Below are 20,205 nucleotides of genomic sequence, written 5' to 3'. Positions count from 1 at the left end.
AGCCCTTGATTGCCTAAGATGGCAGTCAAGGGCTGATTGTTGCGTTCTGCCAAGCATTCGCGAATACGCTTGTCTATTTAATTTCACAAGATAATTCATGAGTTTGTCATACGCTGTCACTGCAATTGAAAGCTGGTTAAGGTACAATAGATACAATTCAATTAAGTATACTTAAGTTGGATAATCGAAAGGGGACGCTTTACAAATGAAAAAATGGTTATTATTTGCAAGCGCAATGTGTTTAGTCGTTGTCATTGCAGCCTGTGGCACGAACACAGCCAAACCAGAAAATAAAGAAACAAATACAACGGTTGCCGATAGCGGAGCATCTTCATCCGACCTTGTCATGACAGCATCTAACTGGAAATTTGACAAGAAGGAATATAAAATCAAAGCCGGCGAGACGGTTAATCTCAAGCTTGATTCGGTTGACGGCATTCACGGCGTTCAGATCAAAAAAACCGATTACAAACTTGCAAATGGCGACACTATCGCTGTAAACATTAGCGAGCCGGGAAGCTATGAAATGATTTGTTCCGTTCCATGTGGAGCAGGACACAGAGAAATGAAAGCTGTTTTAGTCGTTGAATAAACGATTGAAATTTGCTGGGATCTTCTCCTGAAAATGAACAACCCTTAAAAACAGCCAAGCCAGATTGAATAAATCTGCTCTGCTGTTTTTCTTGTTTTCTGCTCTATTTTACTTTGGAAATAGATCATATAGCAGGTGAAACTTTCGTTATATTTATTTTCTACCTAATGAACATGCTAATTATGACCAAATTAAAGCAGGGAGCACCTTTGGGATAACCTCATTTATTTGCTCACTTAACGAAATTAAACTACATATATTTTTCTTTTATCGCATATATCATTTTTATTTAACAATCGGGTAAGAAAATCTGATGACCTACCTCTTTCCCCGCCCTGTTCCCTCTGATAAAATATTTACAAACGCATAGCGAAAGGAGAAATGGTGATGGGAATTTTACAAAATCGAGTCGCCATTATTAGCGGAGCTGGTACAGGACTTGGACGCGCAGCTTCAATCTCGTTTGCAGCGGAAGGCGCTGATGTCGTTCTGCTTGGGAGAAGACTAGCTAAGCTTGAGGAAACTGCTTCGATCGTAAAAGCAAAGACAGGGAAAGAAGCTTTGGTATCTCAAACGGATGTATCCGACGAGCAGCAAGTTCAGGACACGATTTCAGCAGTCCTCCAGCAATTTGGACACATCGATATTATATTGAATAATGCAGCGGTTCTGGAGGCAGGCAGTGTGCTCGAGCTAACCTCTGAAGAATGGCAAAATCAAATCGCAATCAACCTAACAGGACCATTTTTGCTGACAAAAGCTGTTTTGCCGACTATGCGAACAGCAAAATACGGACGAATCATTAATATCACCTCTGGACTATCTTGGAACGGAGCAGGCGGTTATGCAGCATATAGCGCTGCCAAGGCTGGACTGGAGTCGTTAACGCGTACCTTAGCGGATGAGGAGTATGAACATGGTATTTTAGCAAACCTCTATAATCCCGGTATGCTCCGTACAGAAATGCATGCTACAGGCAAAGATCCTGCAATCGTTACGCCGGACTTGATTCGATTAGCGAGCTTATCCGCCAGCGGACCTACAGGCACAATCGTTTCTTATGGTTAAGATAACTCTCGTGAATCTACAGCAACAATAGTAAACGACAAAATGAATCATTTATCCATAAAAAACCGCAGGAACAAACGTCGGCAAATTGCCTAAGCATGTTCCTGCGGTTTTTGCTATCTCTCTTCGGATTAGCTGTGCTCGATAAGCTCAATCCATTCGTTGTATTCGGTTTGCAGCTTCGAATATTCATTTTTCAGCTTATGATGCTGTTCTAGCAAATCAGCGTGATCCTCGGCAAGCTTCTCTGCAGAACGTGCCGCTTCATCGCGCTCATAAGCAAGTGACTCCAATGCGCTCGCTGCCTCATCACGCTCACCCGCTAATCGCGCTGCATGACGAGCTGCTTCGTCTCGCTCAACCGCAAGCTTAGATGAATGCTCACTAAGCTCTTCCTTCAACTCGGATGCCGCCGCTGCTTCGTGCATCGCTCTTTCTAGACGCTCGCGCAGTTCCTCTTCCGCTGATTCTCGCAACTGCTTCTCCAGCTCATACTGCTTCGCTTCAGCAGCCACCTGTTCCGCGTGTTGCTGCTGGGCTTGCAATCGTTCGCTAAGCTCCCGTTCGCGCGCTGATGCCGCTTCTAGCTGCTGCGCTGCAATTCGCTCTCTAGCTGCCGTCCATTCCAGCTGCTCAGTTAGCTCTTGCTCATTAGCTTGCATCTTCTCCAAATCAGCCTTGTAGACTTGCTCTCCAATTGCAGCAGATGCAGCTATTTTCTCGATTTTGTCCAGCTGCTCTTGCAGCTTCTGAATGGCCGTCTCGTAGTCGTGCTGTTGAAGCAGCAACAGCTCCTCTTGATCCGCAGTTAGCTGCTTCAATTGCTCGTCATGCTCAGCGGCCAATTGCTGCAAGCGATCGTCTCGTTCATTAACCAGCTGCCTGCGAACCTCATCCTGCTTCGCAGCAAGCTCGTTATATCGTTCTTCATATTGGTCAACCAGCTGCTCGGAAATGGATGCTTGCTCAATAGCGATCGCTTTGGACTGAGCTTCAAAATCAATGACCAGCTTATTATGATGATCTTCATATTGAATAGCTTGCTCTAGAAGCTTCTCTTCGTATTGATGAATAAGCTCGCTATACCTTGCTTCATACTCGGCTGCCTTTTGCTTAGCCTGCTCATTATAATCATGAACCATCTGCTTATTTTGCTCCTCATACTGCACAGCCTGCTCTAGCAGCTGTTCTTCATGATGTGAAGCCATTGTTCTGTTATTTGCTTCGTGCTCAGCCGCTTTTTGCTTGCTCCGCTCCTCATATTCAAGGACAAGCTGTTTGCTTTGCTCCTCATACAGCAGAGTCTGCTCCAGAAGCTGCTCTTCATGTTGATTAGCTTGCTCTTGAAGCTTTTCTTCATATTCTCTAGCAAGCTTCTTATTCTGTTCCTCATGGCTCGCTGCAAGGTCCGTGTAACGAGCATCTTTCTCGGCTGCCAGCTGCGCGTACCGCTCATTGCTTTCTGCGGTCATTTGTTTAAACAACTCATCATTTTCAGCTTCGACTACTCTCAGCTGATCTTCCTGCTCCTCACGCAGAGTCCTTGCAAGCTCACGCTTCTCGTCCTCAAGCATTTGTATTTTCTGCTCATGCTCTTCTTCCAGCAATTCCTTCTGATTTCCAAGCTCAATACGAAGCAGTTTATGATGTTCTTCTGTCTGTTGCTGACTCATCAACTCATACTCTTCCAGCTCAATCTGAAGCTTTAATAGCTGCTCTTCAACCTCATGCTGCTTCTGTTCCTGCTGCTGCTCGCGTTCAGCAGCTTCTTTCAAACGCATTTGCAACTCCGTTGCTCTCTTATCCGCAGCCGACACATGGCTGCGTTCATGAGCGAGCTTCTGCTCCAGCTCTTGAATTTGTGATAAGGACTGGCTGCTCTGTTCCTGCAGCTCTTCGATCTTGCTGCGGGTTTCACTCAAATCGTTTTGCAGCAGTTCCCATTCATTTTCTTTTTCACGGAGCTCCTGTTCCAGCTGCGCATAGGATGTGCGGAAGGACTCCTCCTGCTCCATGGCCTGAACAAGCTGCTCGTCAGCTGCATTTATGCGATTCTCAAATAATTCCTTGTCCTTCTTCCAGCCTTCTTGAAGCTCAGCAATCTGGGTTTGCAGTTTGCCCCGCTCCTCCAGCCAACCGTTTCTACGACGCTCAAGATCAGCTCGAAAAGCTTGTTCCGCTTTAACGGTTTCAGCCTTCCAAGACTGCTCACGCTCTTCACTCTGGCGGGCAATTTCTAGCTGTGAGGTTTCAGCATGAGCTAGCCAGCTCAATTCGCGCTCATCCCATTTGTTCTGCCAGCTTCCCTCAAGCTCAGTCAACTGTGACTCTTTCTCCGCCTTTATAGTTGAAAGCACTTCGTCATGCTCAGAGGCTAAAGCATTCAAATGAGCTTCTTTTTCTTGTCTTAGTGAAGCCAGTTCATCAGCCTTCGCACGTTCTAGCTTCAATCGCAGTTCTTCCTTCTCAAGCTCCAGCTCAAGCTGCTGATTGTCCTTGGCTAGGAGTAATTCAGCCAGCTCATCTTCTTTATGTTTTCTCAGAACTACCTGCTCCGCTAGTTCTGTTTCCTTTTGACTTGCCAGCTCAGCCAGCTCTGCTTCCTTCTGACTTGCAAGCTCAGCTAGCTCTACTTCTTTCTGATTTGTCAGCTCTGCCAGTTCTGCTTCCTTCTGATTTGTCAGCTCCGCTAGTTCTGTTTCCTTTTGACTTGCCAGCTCAGCCAGCTCTGCTTCCTTCTGACTTGCAAGCTCAGCTAGCTCTACTTCTTTCTGATTTGCCAGCTCAGCCAGCTCTGCTTCCTTCTGATTTGTCAGCTCCGCTAGTTCTGTTTCCTTCTGATTTGTCAGCTCCGCTAGTTCTGTTTCCTTCTGATTTGTCAGCTCCGCTAGTTCTGCTTCCTTCTGATTTGCAAGCTCTGCCAGTTCCGCAGTCTTCTTGCTGCTGAGCTCCTCTATTTTTGATTCCATGACGTGCTTCAACTCATTCAGCTCCGAATCCTTCCGAGCTTGGAGCTGCGCAAATTGCTCATCCTTCTTCGTTCTAAGCGCTGTAATCCGTTCCACATTTTCTTGTGTCAGACGGATAATCGTTTCCTCTTGCACCTTCATCGCTTCGGCTGCTGCAGCTTGCTGTGCTGTAGACTGCTCTGCGGCAAGTGCCAGCATTTCGGATAGCTCCGCTTCTGCTGCTGCTTTAGCCTTTTGCAATTGTTCGCTTGCCATGCGCTTGGTCTCAGCAAGCTCAGCTTGCAGCGAGACCGCTTGCTCACTGATTTGCTCCAGCTCTCTGATCAGGAGATTAAGCTTTGCTTCCTCCTCCAGAAGTCTTGTATTGTCGCGGCGCAATCTAAATACTTCCTCTGTTATTTGCACGGCAGAGAGAACGGCCAGCTTCGGCATATCGAGACGCGGATAACCCTTCGCTAGCTTCTTCATGCTCTCGTCAATAGCCGCTGCAACCCTTTTCATATATTCTACGTTGGAATGACCCTTAAGCTTATATTGAACTCCATATATATCAACCGTAACTACCGTTTGTTCAGCATCCATTAAGGCGAATCCTCCTATTATACAAGTAGAGCTAGCGTAAACGGCTGACATCATCCTTCGGGGGCATACGCTGTTTGCGTTCATAACCGCTGCCGTCCCGAAAAGAACTGCTTTCGTTTCGCCTAGAAATATAAGTGCATGATCGTTGAAAAAAAGTAATCATTCCTTATATTTACAAGGGAAAAGCCGCATCAATAGCTCACTAGGAACTATTTCGATGCGGCTTTGAAGGTTTCCTGCCTACTTGCGTAATTCTGCTGCAAAAGATTGTTCTAATTGTAAAACTACCTTGCCATGAAGCTCAGTTACTTCTTCATCCGTCAATGTACGCTCACCATGACGGTAAACAAGCGATAGTGCAACGCTCTTCTTGCCAGCTCCCAGCTTCTCTCCCGTGTAGACGTCAAAGACGCGCACGGACTCAAGCAATTCGCTTGCAATCTCCCATGCCACGCCAGTTAACTTGGCAGCGGCAACCTCTTGATCAACGACTACGGCAATATCGCGCTGCATAGCCGGATAACGAGGCAGCACCTTATATTCGATTGCCGAATCGGCTTGCTCATAGATCAGATCAAGTCCAATTTCCAGCACGTACGTATCAGCTAGATCCTCTTCCAATTGAAGAGCAGGATGCAGTTGACCGACATAACCAATCACTTCATTGCCTTTAGGCGTGTGAAGAAGAACGGCAGCCGTTCTGCCTGGATGGAAATGCTCAGGTTGAGCCGCTTCGTACGATACGCTGGCTGTTAAGCCAAGAACAGCAAAAACGGTTTCCAAAATGCCCTTCGCATCATAGAAATCAACTTGCGCCGATTTAGCATTCCATTGCGCCTCTGAACGATTGCCTGTCAGAAGAGCCGCAAAACGATGCTTCTCATGAGGCAGGCGAGTCAGCTGCTCTTCATCCGTATGGAATACGCTGCCGATTTCAAACAGCGCCGCTGATTCGTTTTTACGGTTGCGGTTATAAGCTGCCGTTTCTAGCAGTTGAGCGATAAGTGACGTACGAAGTACGCTGCGATCCTCGCTCATAGGCATTGCAAGGCGAACCGGATTCGTATGCTCAGCCAGTGCAGGAAATAGCTTCGTCCGCTCAGGTCCCGTGAAGGAATAGCTAACGACCTCATGCAAACCCGCATCCGACAAGCGTTTGCGAAGCTCGCGGCGAATGGCTTGCGGCTTCGTTAGTGACCCTGGCACAACATCACCATGAATTAGCGTAGTAGGAATTTCATCGTAGCCGTGCAAACGAGCTACTTCCTCGATTAGATCTACTGCCCGCGTAATGTCACCGCGGCGTGTAGGAACATTTACAGTAAATACATTGTCGCCTGACAGCTCGTATTCAAAGTGCAAACGACCAAATATCGTTTGAACTTCAAGTCTGGAAAGTTCCGTACCAAGATAACCGTTAATTTTATCTAATGAAACGGAAACTTTGGCTGGTTTCACTTCTCCCGCATGCACTTCTACAATACCTTCAGCAACTAAGCCTTCAGCAAGTTCTGCGATAAGGGAAGCCGCACGATCAAGCGCAGGAATGACTCTTGCAGGGTCTACCTCTTTCTCAAAGCGAATGCTTGATTCCGAGCGAAGCCCTAGTTGGCGTGAAGTTTTCCGAACTGTGCCGCCATCGAATTTTGCCGACTCCAGCAAAATATTGACTGTCTCACCCTTAACCTCGGTGCTTGCTCCACCCATCACGCCCGCAAGCGCTATTGGCTGCTGACCATCAGTAATGACGAGCATATGTGGCTCTAACTTGCGCTCTTGATCATCCAATGTAACAAGCGTTTCGCCAGCTTTCGCAAGTCGAACATCAATGCGGCCGCCAGGCAAACGATCTGCATCAAAGGCATGAAGCGGTTGGCCATATTCCAGCATAACAAAGTTTGTAACGTCAACGACGTTATTGATTGGACGAACACCCGCAGCGATTAATCGGTTTTGCAGCCACAATGGGGACTCTCCGATTTTCACGCCTTTAATATAACGAGCCGAATAATGCGAACAATGCTCAGGTGCACTAATGCTGACCGATGCAAGGCTATCCGCACGTACTGTTGTATGATTAATAACAGCGTTTGGCAAACGAACCTCGCGGCCTGTTAACGCACCAATCTCATAAGCAACACCAATCATGCTGAGGCAGTCTGAACGGTTTGGCGTCAAATCAAGCTCAAGCACCTCGTCGTTAATGCCAAGCACATCGCCAATAGGCGAACCGATCTTTGTAGCAGCGGGAAGAACAAGAATGCCTTCCTGCTGTTCTTTTGGCAGAAGCTTTTCGTTCAAGCCAAGCTCCTTCGCCGAGCAAATCATCCCTTGGGATTCAACGCCGCGAAGCTTTGCGCGCTTAATTTTGAAATCGCCAGGAAGTACAGCACCGATTACTGCTACCGGAACAAGCTGGCCTGCATCAACATTTTTGGCTCCACATACGATTTGCAGCTCTTCGCCAGTGCCAACGTCAACTTTACAAACGTTAAGCTTGTCTGCATCAGGGTGTTTTTCTTTCGATTTCACATAACCAACAACGACGCCGGTCACGCCTTTATTCCGGGACTCAACGACGTCGATTTCAATGCCGCCGCGCGTCATTTTCTCCGCTAGCTCCGCTCCGGTGAATCCGGATAGATCGATATATTCATTTAACCATTTATAGGATACGTTCATCTCTTTTCTTCCCTTCTCTCATTGCTAAATTCTTGCGAATTGGCTTAAGAACCTCAAATCGTTCGTATAGAAATGACGAATATCGTCAATGCCGTATTTTAACAACGCGATACGCTCAACGCCCATGCCAAAAGCAAAGCCGCTGACTTCTTCTGGATCGTATCCGCCCATCTCGAGAACGCGAGGATGCACCATGCCGCAGCCAAGAATTTCGAGCCAGCCCGTATGCTTGCACATCCGGCAGCCTTTGCCGCCGCATTGTACACAAGTAACGTCAACCTCAGCGCTCGGCTCTGTGAATGGGAAGAAGCTTGGACGGAGTCTAATTTGCGCTTGCGAGCCGAACATTTGCTGTACGAATTGCAGCAATGTTCCTTTCAAATCGCTCATGCGAATGTTTTTGCCGATGACAAGACCCTCGATCTGATTGAACTGGAATGAATGTGTCGCATCGTCATCATCGCGGCGGTATACCTTACCTGGGCAAATCACCTTAACAGGAGTCTGACCGTTCATCGCTTTCATTGTGCGAACCTGAACGGGAGACGTATGTGTACGCATAAGGATGTCATCCGTTACATAAAACGAATCCTGCATGTCGCGCGCCGGATGGTTTTTGGGCAAATTCAAAGCCTCGAAGTTATAATAATCTTCTTCAACCTCTGGTCCCTCGGCAATCGTATAACCCAGACCGATAAACACATCCTCAATTTCTTGCGCTACCTTGTTTAAAGGATGCACGGAGCCTGTTGGCAGCTGTTTGCCCGGAAGCGTAACGTCAAGCGTTTCCGCTAGAAGCCGGTTATTTGTTTCCGCTTGCTGGAATGCTGCTTGCTTCTCGTCAATAACGGTTTCGATAGCTGCTCGAACATCATTTGCTACTTGACCAATTACTGGACGTTCTTCAGCGCTTAGTCCACCCATGCCGCGCAATATTTCAGTCAAAGCCCCTTTTTTACCTAAATACTTAACGCGCAAATCATTTAGCTGCTGTGGTGTATCCACATGTTGAAGCTCCTGCAATGCTTCAACGCGCAGTCCTTCCAATCTTTCCTTCATTTTTCTTCGCCTCCATATCATCATCCTTAAATCATGACACAAAAAAAAGCCCTCTCTCCCTAAAGGGACGAAAGAACCGTGGTACCACCCTAATTCGGATTGCTCTTCAGCCAGAACACATAACCAAGTTTGGTTAACGTTGCCCAGTGGCGGCGAATGACAATCCCTTAGCCCCATAACGGCGGGAACCGGACCTTCCCTACACGCGCCGTACATCATGGCGTTTCAGGTGTCTGCTCAGGAGTGAACTTGGGCAGCCTATTTTCACAAAAACGCTCTCAGTCTACGGCGTCTTCTTCCTGTGCGAAAGCACTGCTTACTCTTCTCCATCATCGCTTTACTTCGAATATGAAATGATAATCTATATTATATGCAATCTGAAGTAGCGTTGCAACCGAAAAGCTCGCTTTCTTGCTACGAATCGATGCGATTAACCGAAAGCAACAGATCAAGCAGTAGTTGTTCCTTCGGCTTCGCCGGAAAGCGTAAACCTCCAAATTCCATAACGAGTAACCAAAGGCAATCACTCGAGTCGATGCAAATAGAGCCTCTGGTGTCCGCTCATCCCTCTTAAGGCTAACATTGTCTCACTCTGCATACTGCCTAATAAAAGCTAAAATCGGCTCCGGCTGCTCTAAGCTATGCGGGTGATGACCGACTCCAGGCTTCACAATGAGCTTAATCGTCCCGCCAAGTTCACGATAACGTTTCTCGAATGGCAGTGTATTCTCTGCTATAGGCAAAGGAATATCAGCATCACCCGCAACAATCAACACAGGAATGCCACCAGCTGCGAGCTCCTCCACTCGTTCCAGAGGGGAGCTGCCCTTAAGTGCAGATGTATCCTCTATCTCACCATATACAGCTAGACACTCCTCCCATTCCGCTGGTCCTCCTGAACCTTCGCCTTTTCCGCCTGGCCAGCTGCGCATATCCAGTACAGGAGCATCAAGGTACAGCAGCTTCACTTGATCCGGATACTTAGCCGCATAGTTGAAAGCATATAGTCCGCCGCGGCTGAAGCCGAAAAGAACCGTTTTTGAAGCGAGCTCATAAGCTCCCGTCACATAGGTTTGAAATGTTCTCATCCGCTCCACAGCACCCGGGCAACCATACATATTGCTTATTCTATAATAGGCAATTGCCCAGCCCTGCTCCAGTAAAGCCATATCTGCATAAGCAAAAGCATCAAAAAACTCAGCGCGCCATATCCACGGCCTGCCAACTGCAAATTTCTTAGGAAAAATAATTAAGCCTTCTCTTCCCTCCAGTATAAAATCAACACGCTCGTAGCCCTTCCAGCTCGAAACATGGCTTTTATTTTTGTTCTCTGGCAGCGCAGCTAGTGTGTGGATTAGGCTCGCAAGAGCTTCGCCCTCCTTCAAAGCCAGCTCAAGCGGCTGCGCTTCCGCTTTATTCGGATTCGTATGCCCAACATGCTCCTTCCAAGCCGAGCTAAGCAATCTATGGCGCTGCTGAACGGCTGTAAATAGAGCTGATTTGTCTGGTTGAAGTACGTATTCAGGCGTTTGCTCAAGCGTAATATTAAACAGCACGCGAAGAAGATTCGCCGCGATAAGCCAGTGTCCTTCAGCATTCGGATGTATTCCGTCTCCAGTTACATACTGTTGATTCGTCTTACGCTTCCTCTCCCACTCGCGAAGCATCGGCTCATGAATGGAAACGAGCGCATCTGCGACATCTTCCAAAGTCAGCACCCAGTCTGCATATCGCTTCAACACATCCTCATACTCAGCAAAAGGTTCAGCATAGCTGTAGGCTGGTTGATCCGCAGGAAGCAAGCTGCCACCTGTGAACGATGCAGTATCAAATGGAGGCGGCGTGATGAGGATTACTTTGGCTCCCGCTTGCTTAATCACATCAACAGCGCGTAAAATTCCTTGCCGATAAGCTTCGAACCTATCTGCGGAATAGGGGTAATATATGCCGTCATTCATGCCGTAACATACAACGACCCAGTCCGGATTGCTTTCCGCAAGAGCCTTGCCGAGCCTATCATGCACGCATGGACGAGGAAAAGGATGCTCCGGTTCGCTTAGACCAGATGCTGTCTCACTGCTTACACCAAGGTTAATGAGTGTGATTTGATTAGTCGGCATATGCTGCAGGAAATAAGCATCCATGTAGGCAATGAACATGCCATCATCCGTGATGCTGTCTCCAAGAAAAACGATCTTTTTCTTATCTGGAATAGCAGAATCCTTCTCGTACAGTGGCTTCATAAAGTTGTCCTCCCTGTATTCATTCGAACCGAATATTGATGCATCGCACCCGGCAGCCCTCTAAAAGCTAAGTAACCATCGCTTATTAACGTCCATAGCCGATATTCGGTAAAACGAAAGTCGATTAGCTGAAAATAGTGATCCTGTAATTCTCCGATAACAGCTCCAGCCTTAACAAAACCATCCTCGGTTTCGATCGCAAGCTTATCAACGACAGCCATAAGCTTCCTATCAAGCGCCTCTTCAGCAGCATGCTCAATCTTGCCATCCACCCATAAACGCAGTGTATGCTTGTGCTGCTTAAGCTCCAACCACTCAGCTTCAAAGCGTCGTCTCTCACTATCTACTAACGGTAAAACATGTTCATATTCTTTAACGATATTCAAATAAACATCCTCCTCTAGCAGACCTTGCGCATAGTGAGGTATGTTCTCATGAGTGCTTGGCATGTTAAGCCGAAAAAGCTCTGAAACATTCATAATATGTACGCTATTACTACGATTCTTTAGCAAATGCATAACAAAACGCAGTCCCACCTGATCATGCGCGTTATCGGCACACCAGATAATGATGGATTTATGCTCAGCTATGGCAGATATTTTCTCGATCACTCTCTCTATTTGATGCTCACGATTCATTAGGTGATTAAACATAGAACCAGATAACTTCTCCATTTGCCAAAACTCTCTTGCTCGCTGCCCTTCCGCCCGATCAAGATCCTTGATTGGACCTACTGAGAAACAATCATTAAACGTAAGAACCTCATTATCAGCGCGTTTTCCTAGTTTGCTAAGGGCAACTTTCAAAGAGCCTGCATCCGACATACTGAATACGAGATGAACCGTACGTTTGCGCTGCTCAGCTTCAAGTCGCGAAGAATGTGCTCGCTGCACCTGCATTTCATACATTTGTACAATAGAGTCGGCCAAAGCCTTCTGCTCCCCATCTCCTTGTTCCGAAAATGGCACTGTCAGCTTTAGAAGGTCATTCAGAAGGTTTCTAACCTCACCCTCACTCAGCTCCCTTAAACGCTCATAAAGGTCTTTCAAATCAAGGCCTCCTTCTTGAATATACAAACTAGTTTATCCCTTGTATACAAAAAAAGCTGCCCAGCAAGATCATCGTACTTATCGACCTTCTGAACAGCTTATAATAGCTTAATCCTGCTGCGCAGATTAAAGTGTATCTTCAGCGCCAGATCTAACGTTCAACAAGCCCCTGCTCAAAAGCGTAAATGGTCAGCTGCACTCGATTAGCAAGATGAAGCTTTTGCAAAATATTTTTCAGATGGTTCTTGACCGTATGCTCTGACAAGCACAGCTCGCCTGCAATCTCGCGATTGGAAGCACCCGTTGCCACTCGCTCAAGCACCTCTTTCTCCCGATCGGTCAGCGGAGTCGTAATAATAGCTGCATTTTTGTCCAGCGCTTGAGATTTGTTCACGAGGGTTTTTGTCTCCTGCGGCTTCGTTACCGAGAATTCCTGCAGCAGCCGGAAGGCAAGCTCCTTCGACATCGGCGCTTCATCCAAGGATATAGCACGTAAATATTCCATCCATGAGGAAGGAGCTAAATTTTTGAGCAAATAACCTTGTGCTCCGCGCTTTATCGCCTCGAATAAATGAGTAATGTCATCTGAGACCGTAACCATTACAATTTTTAAGGAAGGCATGAGCAGCTTGAGGCGCTGCGTCGCTTCCAGCCCGCCAATACCAGGCATATTGATGTCCATAAGCACCAAATCAGGCTGTAATTCTTCTATCGCTACTATTGCTTCCTCGCCGCTTGCGGCTTCTCCTATTACGTCAAAAGAGTCATCGCCGAGGACAATATCGCGCATGCCTTCCCGTCCGTGGGGATGGTCATCTACTAAAAACACGCGTACCTTAGCCGTTTTATCAGTCATTTGGAATCACTCCTTCCGATGATTTCGACGATTGTGCCCTGGGGCTTAGCCTGCTGCACTGTCATCGTCCAGCCCATCGCAGCCGCACGATCCTGCATCATTTTGACACCGTACTGCCCTTTCCCATGAAGCTTCTCTTGCGCAGCCCCGATACCATCATCAACAATGGAGCAGCGGAACACATTTTGTGTCCGATCTGAACTCCTATCGCCTTCACCTTGAATAATGATATGTTTTGCTTTTGCATGTTTCTGTACGTTCATAAGCGCTTCACGCATAATTGCCAGCAGTTCCACCTTCTGCTTATAAGATAACAAACCTTCCTGTACATGCCATTCAACTTTTGTATGAACGCCGGAGGTCTGTTCCATCTCAGCCGTTAAATGATGGATGCTTTGCATCCACGACATATCCGCAGGTAGTGGGGAATCTTGTAAATTGGCAATGGATTGCCTTACGTCATCATAGACATGCCTCACGGTTCTCCTAATTTGGTCCGTCGTTTGCTGTGCATCGGAAGCAGACTGCGCCCGTTCCAGCTTGTCCAGCTTAACAGATAACATGAACAACGATTGTGATATGCCATCATGAAGCTCGCGCGCCAGCTGCTCACGTTCCTCGAGGGCAGCCTTTACAATACGCTCCTTTTGCAGCGTCTCTTGCGTTTGCTCTAGCTTAGCGAATAACGCACGGAGCAGCGTTAGTGAAATAATGAAAACAAAGACGGGAGCGAGCAAATTGCCCAGATCCATGGAAATGAACGGGAGAAGCAGCGTATGGCGCAAATATTCCCATAGACCGATAGCGACCGTCGGGATCCATAATATTAGCCATTTCAGCCATTTGTAAGACATTTGTCCAACTCCCTTTCTACCCACTAATCATTCCGAAATGGAATCAGCTGCTTCGTTTCTGCTCCGGTCTGATCGATAATAATCAGTTCAGCCTCCCATGTGCCGCGTGTAGGCAGCTCGAACTTGTCCGATTCATAATCTGTTTCTAGAAATCCCGGAAAAGCTAAGTAGTTCTCCCCGCTGGCGCCACGTAATGGAACTTTAATATCCGCTCGCTTCGGATTGTCCGGTGTACGAAGCAGAAATTGTACGGATGCCGGCGTGCCAAGCGTCTTAGGCAGCCAAATTTTAAGTTTCAAGTAATTTGGACCTGGCCCATTTGGCGTTATCATAACCGTGTAATGCAGCGTATCGCCCATTTTATGATAGGATAGAGGCTCTGTATCGGGAACAGGACTAATATAAGTGAATATACTTGCAAGAACCAGTACGATTGCCATCAAAAGTCCGTCTAGCTTCAGCAGCATGCCGCTCGGCAGCTTTTGCTGTTTGGCACGCCTATGCAGCACAAAACCAACACAAGCAATGAACAAAACCAGTCCTGATTTGGCGAGCAGCATGATCCCCCAGCTTGTATAAAACAAATAGCTCCAGGTTGGCAGAATTAGAGCAGTCATGCCGATTCCACTTATCGATAGAAGCACAATCGTCAGCCAAGCGACCTTTGTAAATCGCTCAGCGAATCTCCCTGCCTCCTTGCGATCAGTCCGCCACAACAGCAACAGCAGCATCAATCCGCCAGCCCATAAAGCGGAGCACACGATATGTATGAAGTCGAACACGATGGCCATAGTATTGTTTGGGAGCGCATTGACATGTCCATTAAAGCTTTCTACCGAAATGAGCAGCAGCGCCCAAATGACTTTAAATGAATCATGCAATCGCAGAACGGTAAATCCAAGCAGGGAAAGTACAATCAGTGCAAGCCATGACTGTCCGGTGGACGTCTCCGTCATCAAGCGGATCCACTCATTCGAGCTGCCTCCGTCATAACCTTTCATTAATTGGCTGGCATGGACAAAAACGAATAACAAAGTGGCAAGCAGCAGCGCTCTAAGCGAATAGATGCCCCATTTTTTCGCGAGCTTGCTCAGTATGGATTCTGCATCCTTTGGCAGAGTTAAGGACCAAAGCATTAATCCAGCTGCGAACATAAATGCAACATAATAAATGGCTCTAACTGCAAAAAATAAAGCCTGCTGCACAGTAATCCCTTCCTCGGACTGAGCATCGGTCGAATGATCATGACCGACCTGCTTATGAGGATCAAAGTCTGTTTCTTCCATGCCGGAATGCAAGTGCGCAAAAGCCTGCGGTGGCGATACCCACAAAGCAGCAGAAGCCGCGATAAGGAGAAACAACAGTACCATTGCCGTATATTTCGCCCATCTGCCGGACGTAGCTTGTTTCATTTGGAGCAAAAAATTTCCCATAGATGTCACATCCCTTTATGTCATACTGCTTTAGTGTACTAGACCGTCGTCAAAAGAACAATTACAGAACGGTCTAGCAAAAAACGCCTTCAGCATCCTCTGGATGCTGAAATAGCTTAGAACCTGACAACTTTATGGTCTAAAACGTATAGCAACATACATTAAAGCCCATTCTACTAATAAAACCATGGATAAAAGGACGTGAACAATGATGATGGACAAGGATTATCATCTCGCCGAGTTAAACAACCAAAGCGATGCGCTCGATGCGATTCGCAAGTTGGAGCAGCAATTAACTGAAGCATATGGCTCGGAAGTTGCATTAATTGCTTATGCCGCAGATAACGAAAAAGATAAAGCTTAAACAACGTTTCAAAGCATGATTAGAGGCATGGCTCCTGTGCAATTCACATAGGGCTATGCCTTTTTTTATAAATGTCCTTCATCTTGCGAGCGAAAAAATCCGGCCAATATTCATCCGATATATCCGCGCAGCCTCTGCTTGATTCCCAAACGTACACCCATCCTGAAACACGGTTATCTTTGGCGTCAGCAACCCATATCCTTTCATAATCATTCCACTCCTCGAGACCATAAAATTCCTCCAGCACATCCATAGAAGCCAGCCCTTCTCTATCGACGACTATCCAATGACCGCGTATAATACTATTGCACTCTTTGGCAAATGCATCGCGAACGGCTGCCGGATATGCGCCGCAATCAACCAATCTCCCGGCAATTTGGCCTGATCGAATCGATTGTATATAGGATGCAACGATATGGTGATTGCTTTGGCCTGGGAGTAAAGTGCCGTATATAAAAACAGTTATCTGATGCGTTTTCCTCAGCCCCTTTCGTCATGAATGATAGATTGAAAATCAGGCTTTGCTTCGAGGTGAATATTGTAATGATAATAAATCAGCCCTATGGCGTATATGGATACCGATTTCAGGACCCGCCGCAGCTTCCCATCTATCAGCTATTTGCGACTGGCTACCAGGAAGTAACAGAGTCTGACTACTACTGGGACGGTATGAAACGAATTGACGGTCCACTGTACTTATTTCAATATACCGTCTCCGGCTTTGGTCAGTTCAGACTCGGAGACGAAACACATGACTTATATGCCGGCTCTGCCTTTCTGGCGGAGATTCCCGGAGATCATCACTATTGCTTGCCGAAATCCAGCGACCATTGGACTTTTTATTTTGTATTATTCCGCCAGCAGCATCTGCAAGCGCTTTGGACAGAACTGCTGCAAGCCGTCGGCGCCACGCCAACGTTTGAGCCATCGTCCGCTGTCGTTCGTACCCTTCAAAGCTTATATACAGAGGCTCGGAGCAATCGTATTCAGAACAGCTATCAAGCATCGTCGCTTATTTACCGCTTCATGATGGAGTTGCTGCAATCAAGCACCTTGCAGCAGCAGGAGAAAACAAATTGGCCGCTGCAAATTAAGCAGGCTACAGCTTATATGGAAGCTGAATTCCATCGTTTGCAAAGCTTAGATGATGTCGCGGATGTAGCTGGACTGTCTAAATATTATTTTACGCGAATGTTCACGAAGACGACAGGTATCTCACCTATGGACTATGTAACCAAGCTCCGAATCGAGAAGGCTGTCCAGCTGCTCCGGAGCAGCTGTCTCCCTATCGAAGAAATCGCATATGCGGTTGGTTACTCGAGCGGCAGTTACTTCAGTAAAGTATTTCGAAGCCGCATCGGCTTTCCGCCCGCTGATTTCCGCTTAGCCAAAGAGCTGCCCTCAATCGATCGTTTACAGTTTGACTAAAGAGCAATATTTTACATATATACGCAATAAATTACGCTAGTCACCGACTAACGTTTCGTTTTACGATTATCGCATAGAGCAATATTACGATAAGAGAGGACGAAATAATATGTCTACAACTTCCAAGCATCACCAATATGCAGCAGCACCGACTATGGGCTGGAACAGCTGGGACTGCTATGGCGCAAGTGTGAGAGAGGACGAAGTTCGCGGAAATGCGGCATATATGGCCGAGCATCTGCGAGCTTTTGGCTGGGATTATATCGTTATCGATATCCAGTGGTATGAGCCTGGTGCGAATTCATCACAATACCGCCCTTTCGTTCCGCTTGAGATGGACGAATATTCCCGCTTGCAGCCTGCAGTTAACCGATTTCCGTCCGCTGCGAACGGTCAAGGTTTTAAACCTCTAGCCGATTACGTTCATTCTCTGGGACTCAAATTCGGTATACATATAATGAGGGGTATTCCGCGTCAAGCCGTTCATGCGAACACCAAGCTGCTCGGAACAAACGTAACCGCTCGCCAGATTGCACATCCGAACTCGATTTGCCCATGGAATACAGACATGTACGGCGTAGATGCTTCTAAAGACGGCGCACAGCAATATTATCATTCGTTATTCGATTTATACGCTTCATGGGGAGTGGATTTCGTTAAAGTAGATGATATTGCCGCTTCCAGACTTTACGGCATTCATTTGGATGAAATCAAACTTATTCATAACGCTATTGAGCAATGCGGCAGACCGATGGTGCTTAGCTTATCGCCTGGTCCGGCTCCCCTGGAACATGCGGGTCCGCTCTCGGAGCATGCGAACATGTGGCGAATGACGGATGATTATTGGGATTTATGGCCTCTGCTTCACGACATGTTTGAGCGCTGCGAGAAGTGGGCGCCGCATGTAGGAGAAGGATCATGGCCGGATTGTGATATGCTCCCGCTTGGGCATTTAGGCATTCGTTCTGTCGATGGCGGAGGCAGCGATCGCTGGACGAGATTTACACGTGACGAGCAGGTGACGATGATGTCGCTATGGGCTATTTTTCGATCGCCGCTTATGTTTGGTGGTGAAATGCGGGATAACGACGAATGGACGTTGTCATTGCTGACTAACGAGGAGGTACTATCTCTTCATCGAAATGGACGCGGTGCCCGCCAGCTTTATCGTGAACAGGATCGTATTGCATGGACAGCACAAGGCGAAGATGGCTCGTTGTACGTTGCATTGTTTAATGCGGGCGAGCAGGAGAATACGGTTACCGCGACGCTTAGTCAACTTGGCTTAAACGATGCTCCGCTTGTGCGTAACCTTTGGTCGCGCGAGAATCTCGGGAGCTTGAACGAGCTATCCTTCTCGCTGCCTCCTCACGGATCGCTATTGCTCAAATTAACTTAGCACGAGGATTATGTGTTCACTTATCGTTAATCAAACGTTCCCCTGTTTTGGCTTAAACGTTCCAATATGTTACAGTTAGAGTTCAAGTGCTGGCGTATCTGTCTCATACCCTTTGGCAATCGTACGTTTCGCCTTGAAAGAATCTCATTCCTGAATACATAGGAGGTCGTTTAGTTATGGCAAGCCAAACAGGAGCCATCGTACAGCAATCCTTACACGCATTAATGGGAGACCCTGCTTTTTTACCAAATTTACAAGATCAATCGCGTGAGCAAGCTTTCTTATCACTTGCTGCTATTTTATCCACACCAAATAAAGTTCATAAAGCTTTTTTGCGCATTACAGTAGACAACGGCAATGTCGTTCGAATTCCAGCCTATCGCATTCAGCATAACGATACACTCGGGCCTTACAAGGGTGGGATTCGGTTTCACGAATCAGTAAGCGAGGATGAAGTCACGAATCTAGCTGCGCTTATGACGCTCAAGAACGCACTTCACGAAGTGCCTTTCGGCGGCGGCAAAGGCGGTGTCGTTATTAATCCACGTTCCTATTCCGCTAGAGAGCTTTATCTGATTTGCAAAAAATACGTGCAATACTTCAGTGATGTGCTCGGTCCTGACAAGGATATTCCTGCCCCTGATATGGGGACAGGCGAACGTGAAATGGACTGGATGATGGCCGAATACAAAAGCATTCATCCCGGTCAGCCTTACCTAGGCAGCTTCACCGGCAAAAGTGTCATTAATGGCGGTTCACTTGGACGCAGAGAAGCAACTGGAAAAGGCGTTTATTTCACCTTCCGTTATATGCTTCATGATTTCCTTAAAGAGCAAAGCAGCTGGCTTGCCGGCAGCACGAATCCATTTGTGCAAACCGCGCTGGCTCATGCGGACAGTCCACTATCGATCGCCATTCAGGGCTTCGGCAACGTTGGTTCAGTCGCTGCAATGGAAGCTTATAAATGCTCTTATTTAAACAATAAAGTAGTAGCTGTAAGCGATCGCAACGTAACGTTATACAATCCGGACGGTCTTTCCATCCCTGCTCTGCTTGAATATGCTGCTCTCCATCAGGGCGACTTGCCTACAGACGAAGCTGTGCTGTCCGAGCTTGATCTGAAAGCCCAAATTCTTAGTCGTGAAGACGTCCTCTATTTGAATGTTGACGTGCTTATCCTTGCCGCGCTAGAGGAGCAGGTTCACAAAGATAACGTCGATCAAGTAAAAGCCCGTATCATTGTGGAAGGTGCGAATGCTCCAGTCACAGGCGAGGCTGACGAGGTGCTAACTGCAAAGGGCACGATCATCATTCCCGATATACTTGCCAACGCTGGCGGTGTTATCGTCTCTTATTTCGAGTGGCTGCAAGGGAGAGAAACACAATTTTTCACCGAAGAACAGGTATATAAGATGTTGTATGAGAAAATGCAAAAAACGTTAAACGGCATCCTGCCAGCTTTTTTTGGCGATCCATTGCCACTCCGTCAAAATTGTTATAATCACGCGGTTATGAAGCTATCAACCGTGCTGTATCGTCAAGGCAAGCTTTATTGACAAGCCGTTCTGACTAAACATAAAGGGCAATTCCTTAATCAGCTTTGGCTGCCAAGGAATTGCCCTTCTTT

General features: G+C 47.1%; 15 protein-coding genes. 6 read left to right on the top strand and 9 right to left on the bottom strand.

Features of this window, described 5'->3' with window-relative positions; genetic code table 11:
- Positions 1-205 precede the first annotated feature (205 nt).
- The gene (locus AC787_RS29225; protein WP_054028482.1) at positions 206-592 is read left to right on the top strand and encodes a hypothetical protein; all 387 of its coding nucleotides are present in this window, start codon (positions 206-208) and stop codon (positions 590-592) included.
- Positions 593-979: 387 nt separating this feature from the next.
- Entirely contained in the window at positions 980-1,660 is a 681-nt protein-coding gene (locus AC787_RS29220; protein WP_054028481.1) for an SDR family NAD(P)-dependent oxidoreductase, read from the top strand.
- Positions 1,661-1,791: 131 nt separating this feature from the next.
- On the opposite strand, the gene AC787_RS29215 is transcribed toward AC787_RS29220, so the two are convergent.
- The 8 genes from AC787_RS29215 to AC787_RS29180 form a co-directional block, all read right to left on the bottom strand.
- Positions 1,792-5,211, bottom strand: a complete 3,420-nt coding sequence (locus AC787_RS29215) for a cell division protein ZapA (RefSeq protein ID WP_054028480.1) — start codon at positions 5,209-5,211, stop codon at positions 1,792-1,794.
- A 240-nt stretch (positions 5,212-5,451) separates the two neighbouring features.
- Positions 5,452-7,893 (bottom strand): phenylalanine--tRNA ligase subunit beta, encoded by a 2,442-nt coding sequence (pheT, locus tag AC787_RS29210; protein WP_054028479.1) that lies wholly within the window; start codon positions 7,891-7,893, stop codon positions 5,452-5,454.
- Positions 7,894-7,917: 24 nt separating this feature from the next.
- Complete coding sequence (gene pheS / locus AC787_RS29205; RefSeq protein WP_054028478.1) at positions 7,918-8,952, bottom strand: phenylalanine--tRNA ligase subunit alpha; 1,035 nt, start codon at positions 8,950-8,952, stop codon at positions 7,918-7,920.
- A gap of 587 nt (positions 8,953-9,539) precedes the next feature.
- Positions 9,540-11,195 (bottom strand): GDSL-type esterase/lipase family protein, encoded by a 1,656-nt coding sequence (locus AC787_RS33445; protein ID WP_082361256.1) that lies wholly within the window; start codon positions 11,193-11,195, stop codon positions 9,540-9,542.
- Positions 11,192-12,244, bottom strand: a complete 1,053-nt coding sequence (locus tag AC787_RS29195; protein WP_054028477.1) for a DUF1835 domain-containing protein — start codon at positions 12,242-12,244, stop codon at positions 11,192-11,194. Before AC787_RS29195 ends, AC787_RS33445 begins: the two co-directional genes overlap by 4 nt.
- A 151-nt stretch (positions 12,245-12,395) precedes the next feature.
- Entirely contained in the window at positions 12,396-13,100 is a 705-nt protein-coding gene (locus AC787_RS29190) for a response regulator (RefSeq protein ID WP_054028476.1), read from the bottom strand.
- Entirely contained in the window at positions 13,097-13,954 is an 858-nt protein-coding gene (locus tag AC787_RS29185; protein WP_054028475.1) for a sensor histidine kinase, read from the bottom strand. Before AC787_RS29185 ends, AC787_RS29190 begins: the two co-directional genes overlap by 4 nt.
- 23 nt (positions 13,955-13,977) lie before the next feature.
- Positions 13,978-15,387: a copper resistance D family protein gene (locus tag AC787_RS29180; protein WP_054028474.1), complete on the bottom strand. Its 1,410-nt coding sequence runs from the start codon at positions 15,385-15,387 to the stop codon at positions 13,978-13,980.
- A gap of 208 nt (positions 15,388-15,595) precedes the next feature.
- Between AC787_RS29180 and AC787_RS34240 the strand changes: the two genes are divergently transcribed.
- The gene (locus AC787_RS34240) at positions 15,596-15,751 is read left to right on the top strand and encodes a hypothetical protein (RefSeq protein WP_161807584.1); all 156 of its coding nucleotides are present in this window, start codon (positions 15,596-15,598) and stop codon (positions 15,749-15,751) included.
- 43 nt (positions 15,752-15,794) lie between these two features.
- On the opposite strand, the gene AC787_RS29175 is transcribed toward AC787_RS34240, so the two are convergent.
- A complete protein-coding gene (locus AC787_RS29175; RefSeq protein ID WP_268760216.1) occupies positions 15,795-16,205 on the bottom strand; it encodes a gamma-glutamylcyclotransferase in 411 nt (136 codons plus the stop codon).
- Positions 16,206-16,294: 89 nt separating this feature from the next.
- Between AC787_RS29175 and AC787_RS29170 the strand changes: the two genes are divergently transcribed.
- From AC787_RS29170 to AC787_RS29160, 3 genes are all read left to right on the top strand, one after another.
- Positions 16,295-17,179 (top strand): AraC family transcriptional regulator, encoded by an 885-nt coding sequence (locus tag AC787_RS29170; protein ID WP_054028472.1) that lies wholly within the window; start codon positions 16,295-16,297, stop codon positions 17,177-17,179.
- 109 nt (positions 17,180-17,288) lie between these two features.
- Entirely contained in the window at positions 17,289-18,578 is a 1,290-nt protein-coding gene (locus tag AC787_RS29165) for a glycoside hydrolase family 27 protein (RefSeq protein ID WP_054028471.1), read from the top strand.
- Positions 18,579-18,754: 176 nt separating this feature from the next.
- Positions 18,755-20,134: a Glu/Leu/Phe/Val family dehydrogenase gene (locus AC787_RS29160; RefSeq protein WP_054028470.1), complete on the top strand. Its 1,380-nt coding sequence runs from the start codon at positions 18,755-18,757 to the stop codon at positions 20,132-20,134.
- Positions 20,135-20,205: the final 71 nt, after the last annotated feature.

Source organism: Bacillus sp. FJAT-28004, from assembly GCF_001280845.1.
Classification (GTDB): domain Bacteria; phylum Bacillota; class Bacilli; order Paenibacillales; family Paenibacillaceae; genus Pristimantibacillus.
Note: the sequence above shows the minus strand (reverse complement) of the source record. Positions and strands in the feature narration are given on the sequence as shown.

What these genes read in the sequence shown, in the direction of transcription:
- AC787_RS29220 (WP_054028481.1), top strand. Translation starts at nt 980, where the DNA reads ATGGGAATTTTACAAAATCGAGTCGCCATTATTAGCGGAGCTGGTACA.
- AC787_RS29165 (WP_054028471.1), top strand. Translation starts at nt 17,289, where the DNA reads ATGTCTACAACTTCCAAGCATCACCAATATGCAGCAGCACCGACTATG.
- AC787_RS29225 (WP_054028482.1), top strand. Translation starts at nt 206, where the DNA reads ATGAAAAAATGGTTATTATTTGCAAGCGCAATGTGTTTAGTCGTTGTC.
- AC787_RS34240 (WP_161807584.1), top strand. Translation starts at nt 15,596, where the DNA reads ATGATGATGGACAAGGATTATCATCTCGCCGAGTTAAACAACCAAAGC.
- AC787_RS29170 (WP_054028472.1), top strand. Translation starts at nt 16,295, where the DNA reads ATGATAATAAATCAGCCCTATGGCGTATATGGATACCGATTTCAGGAC.
- AC787_RS33445 (WP_082361256.1), bottom strand. Translation starts at nt 11,195, where the DNA reads ATGAAGCCACTGTACGAGAAGGATTCTGCTATTCCAGATAAGAAAAAG.
- AC787_RS29185 (WP_054028475.1), bottom strand. Translation starts at nt 13,954, where the DNA reads ATGTCTTACAAATGGCTGAAATGGCTAATATTATGGATCCCGACGGTC.
- AC787_RS29180 (WP_054028474.1), bottom strand. Translation starts at nt 15,387, where the DNA reads ATGGGAAATTTTTTGCTCCAAATGAAACAAGCTACGTCCGGCAGATGG.
- AC787_RS29215 (WP_054028480.1), bottom strand. Translation starts at nt 5,211, where the DNA reads ATGGATGCTGAACAAACGGTAGTTACGGTTGATATATATGGAGTTCAA.
- pheT (WP_054028479.1), bottom strand. Translation starts at nt 7,893, where the DNA reads ATGAACGTATCCTATAAATGGTTAAATGAATATATCGATCTATCCGGA.
- AC787_RS29190 (WP_054028476.1), bottom strand. Translation starts at nt 13,100, where the DNA reads ATGACTGATAAAACGGCTAAGGTACGCGTGTTTTTAGTAGATGACCAT.
- pheS (WP_054028478.1), bottom strand. Translation starts at nt 8,952, where the DNA reads ATGAAGGAAAGATTGGAAGGACTGCGCGTTGAAGCATTGCAGGAGCTT.
- AC787_RS29160 (WP_054028470.1), top strand. Translation starts at nt 18,755, where the DNA reads ATGGCAAGCCAAACAGGAGCCATCGTACAGCAATCCTTACACGCATTA.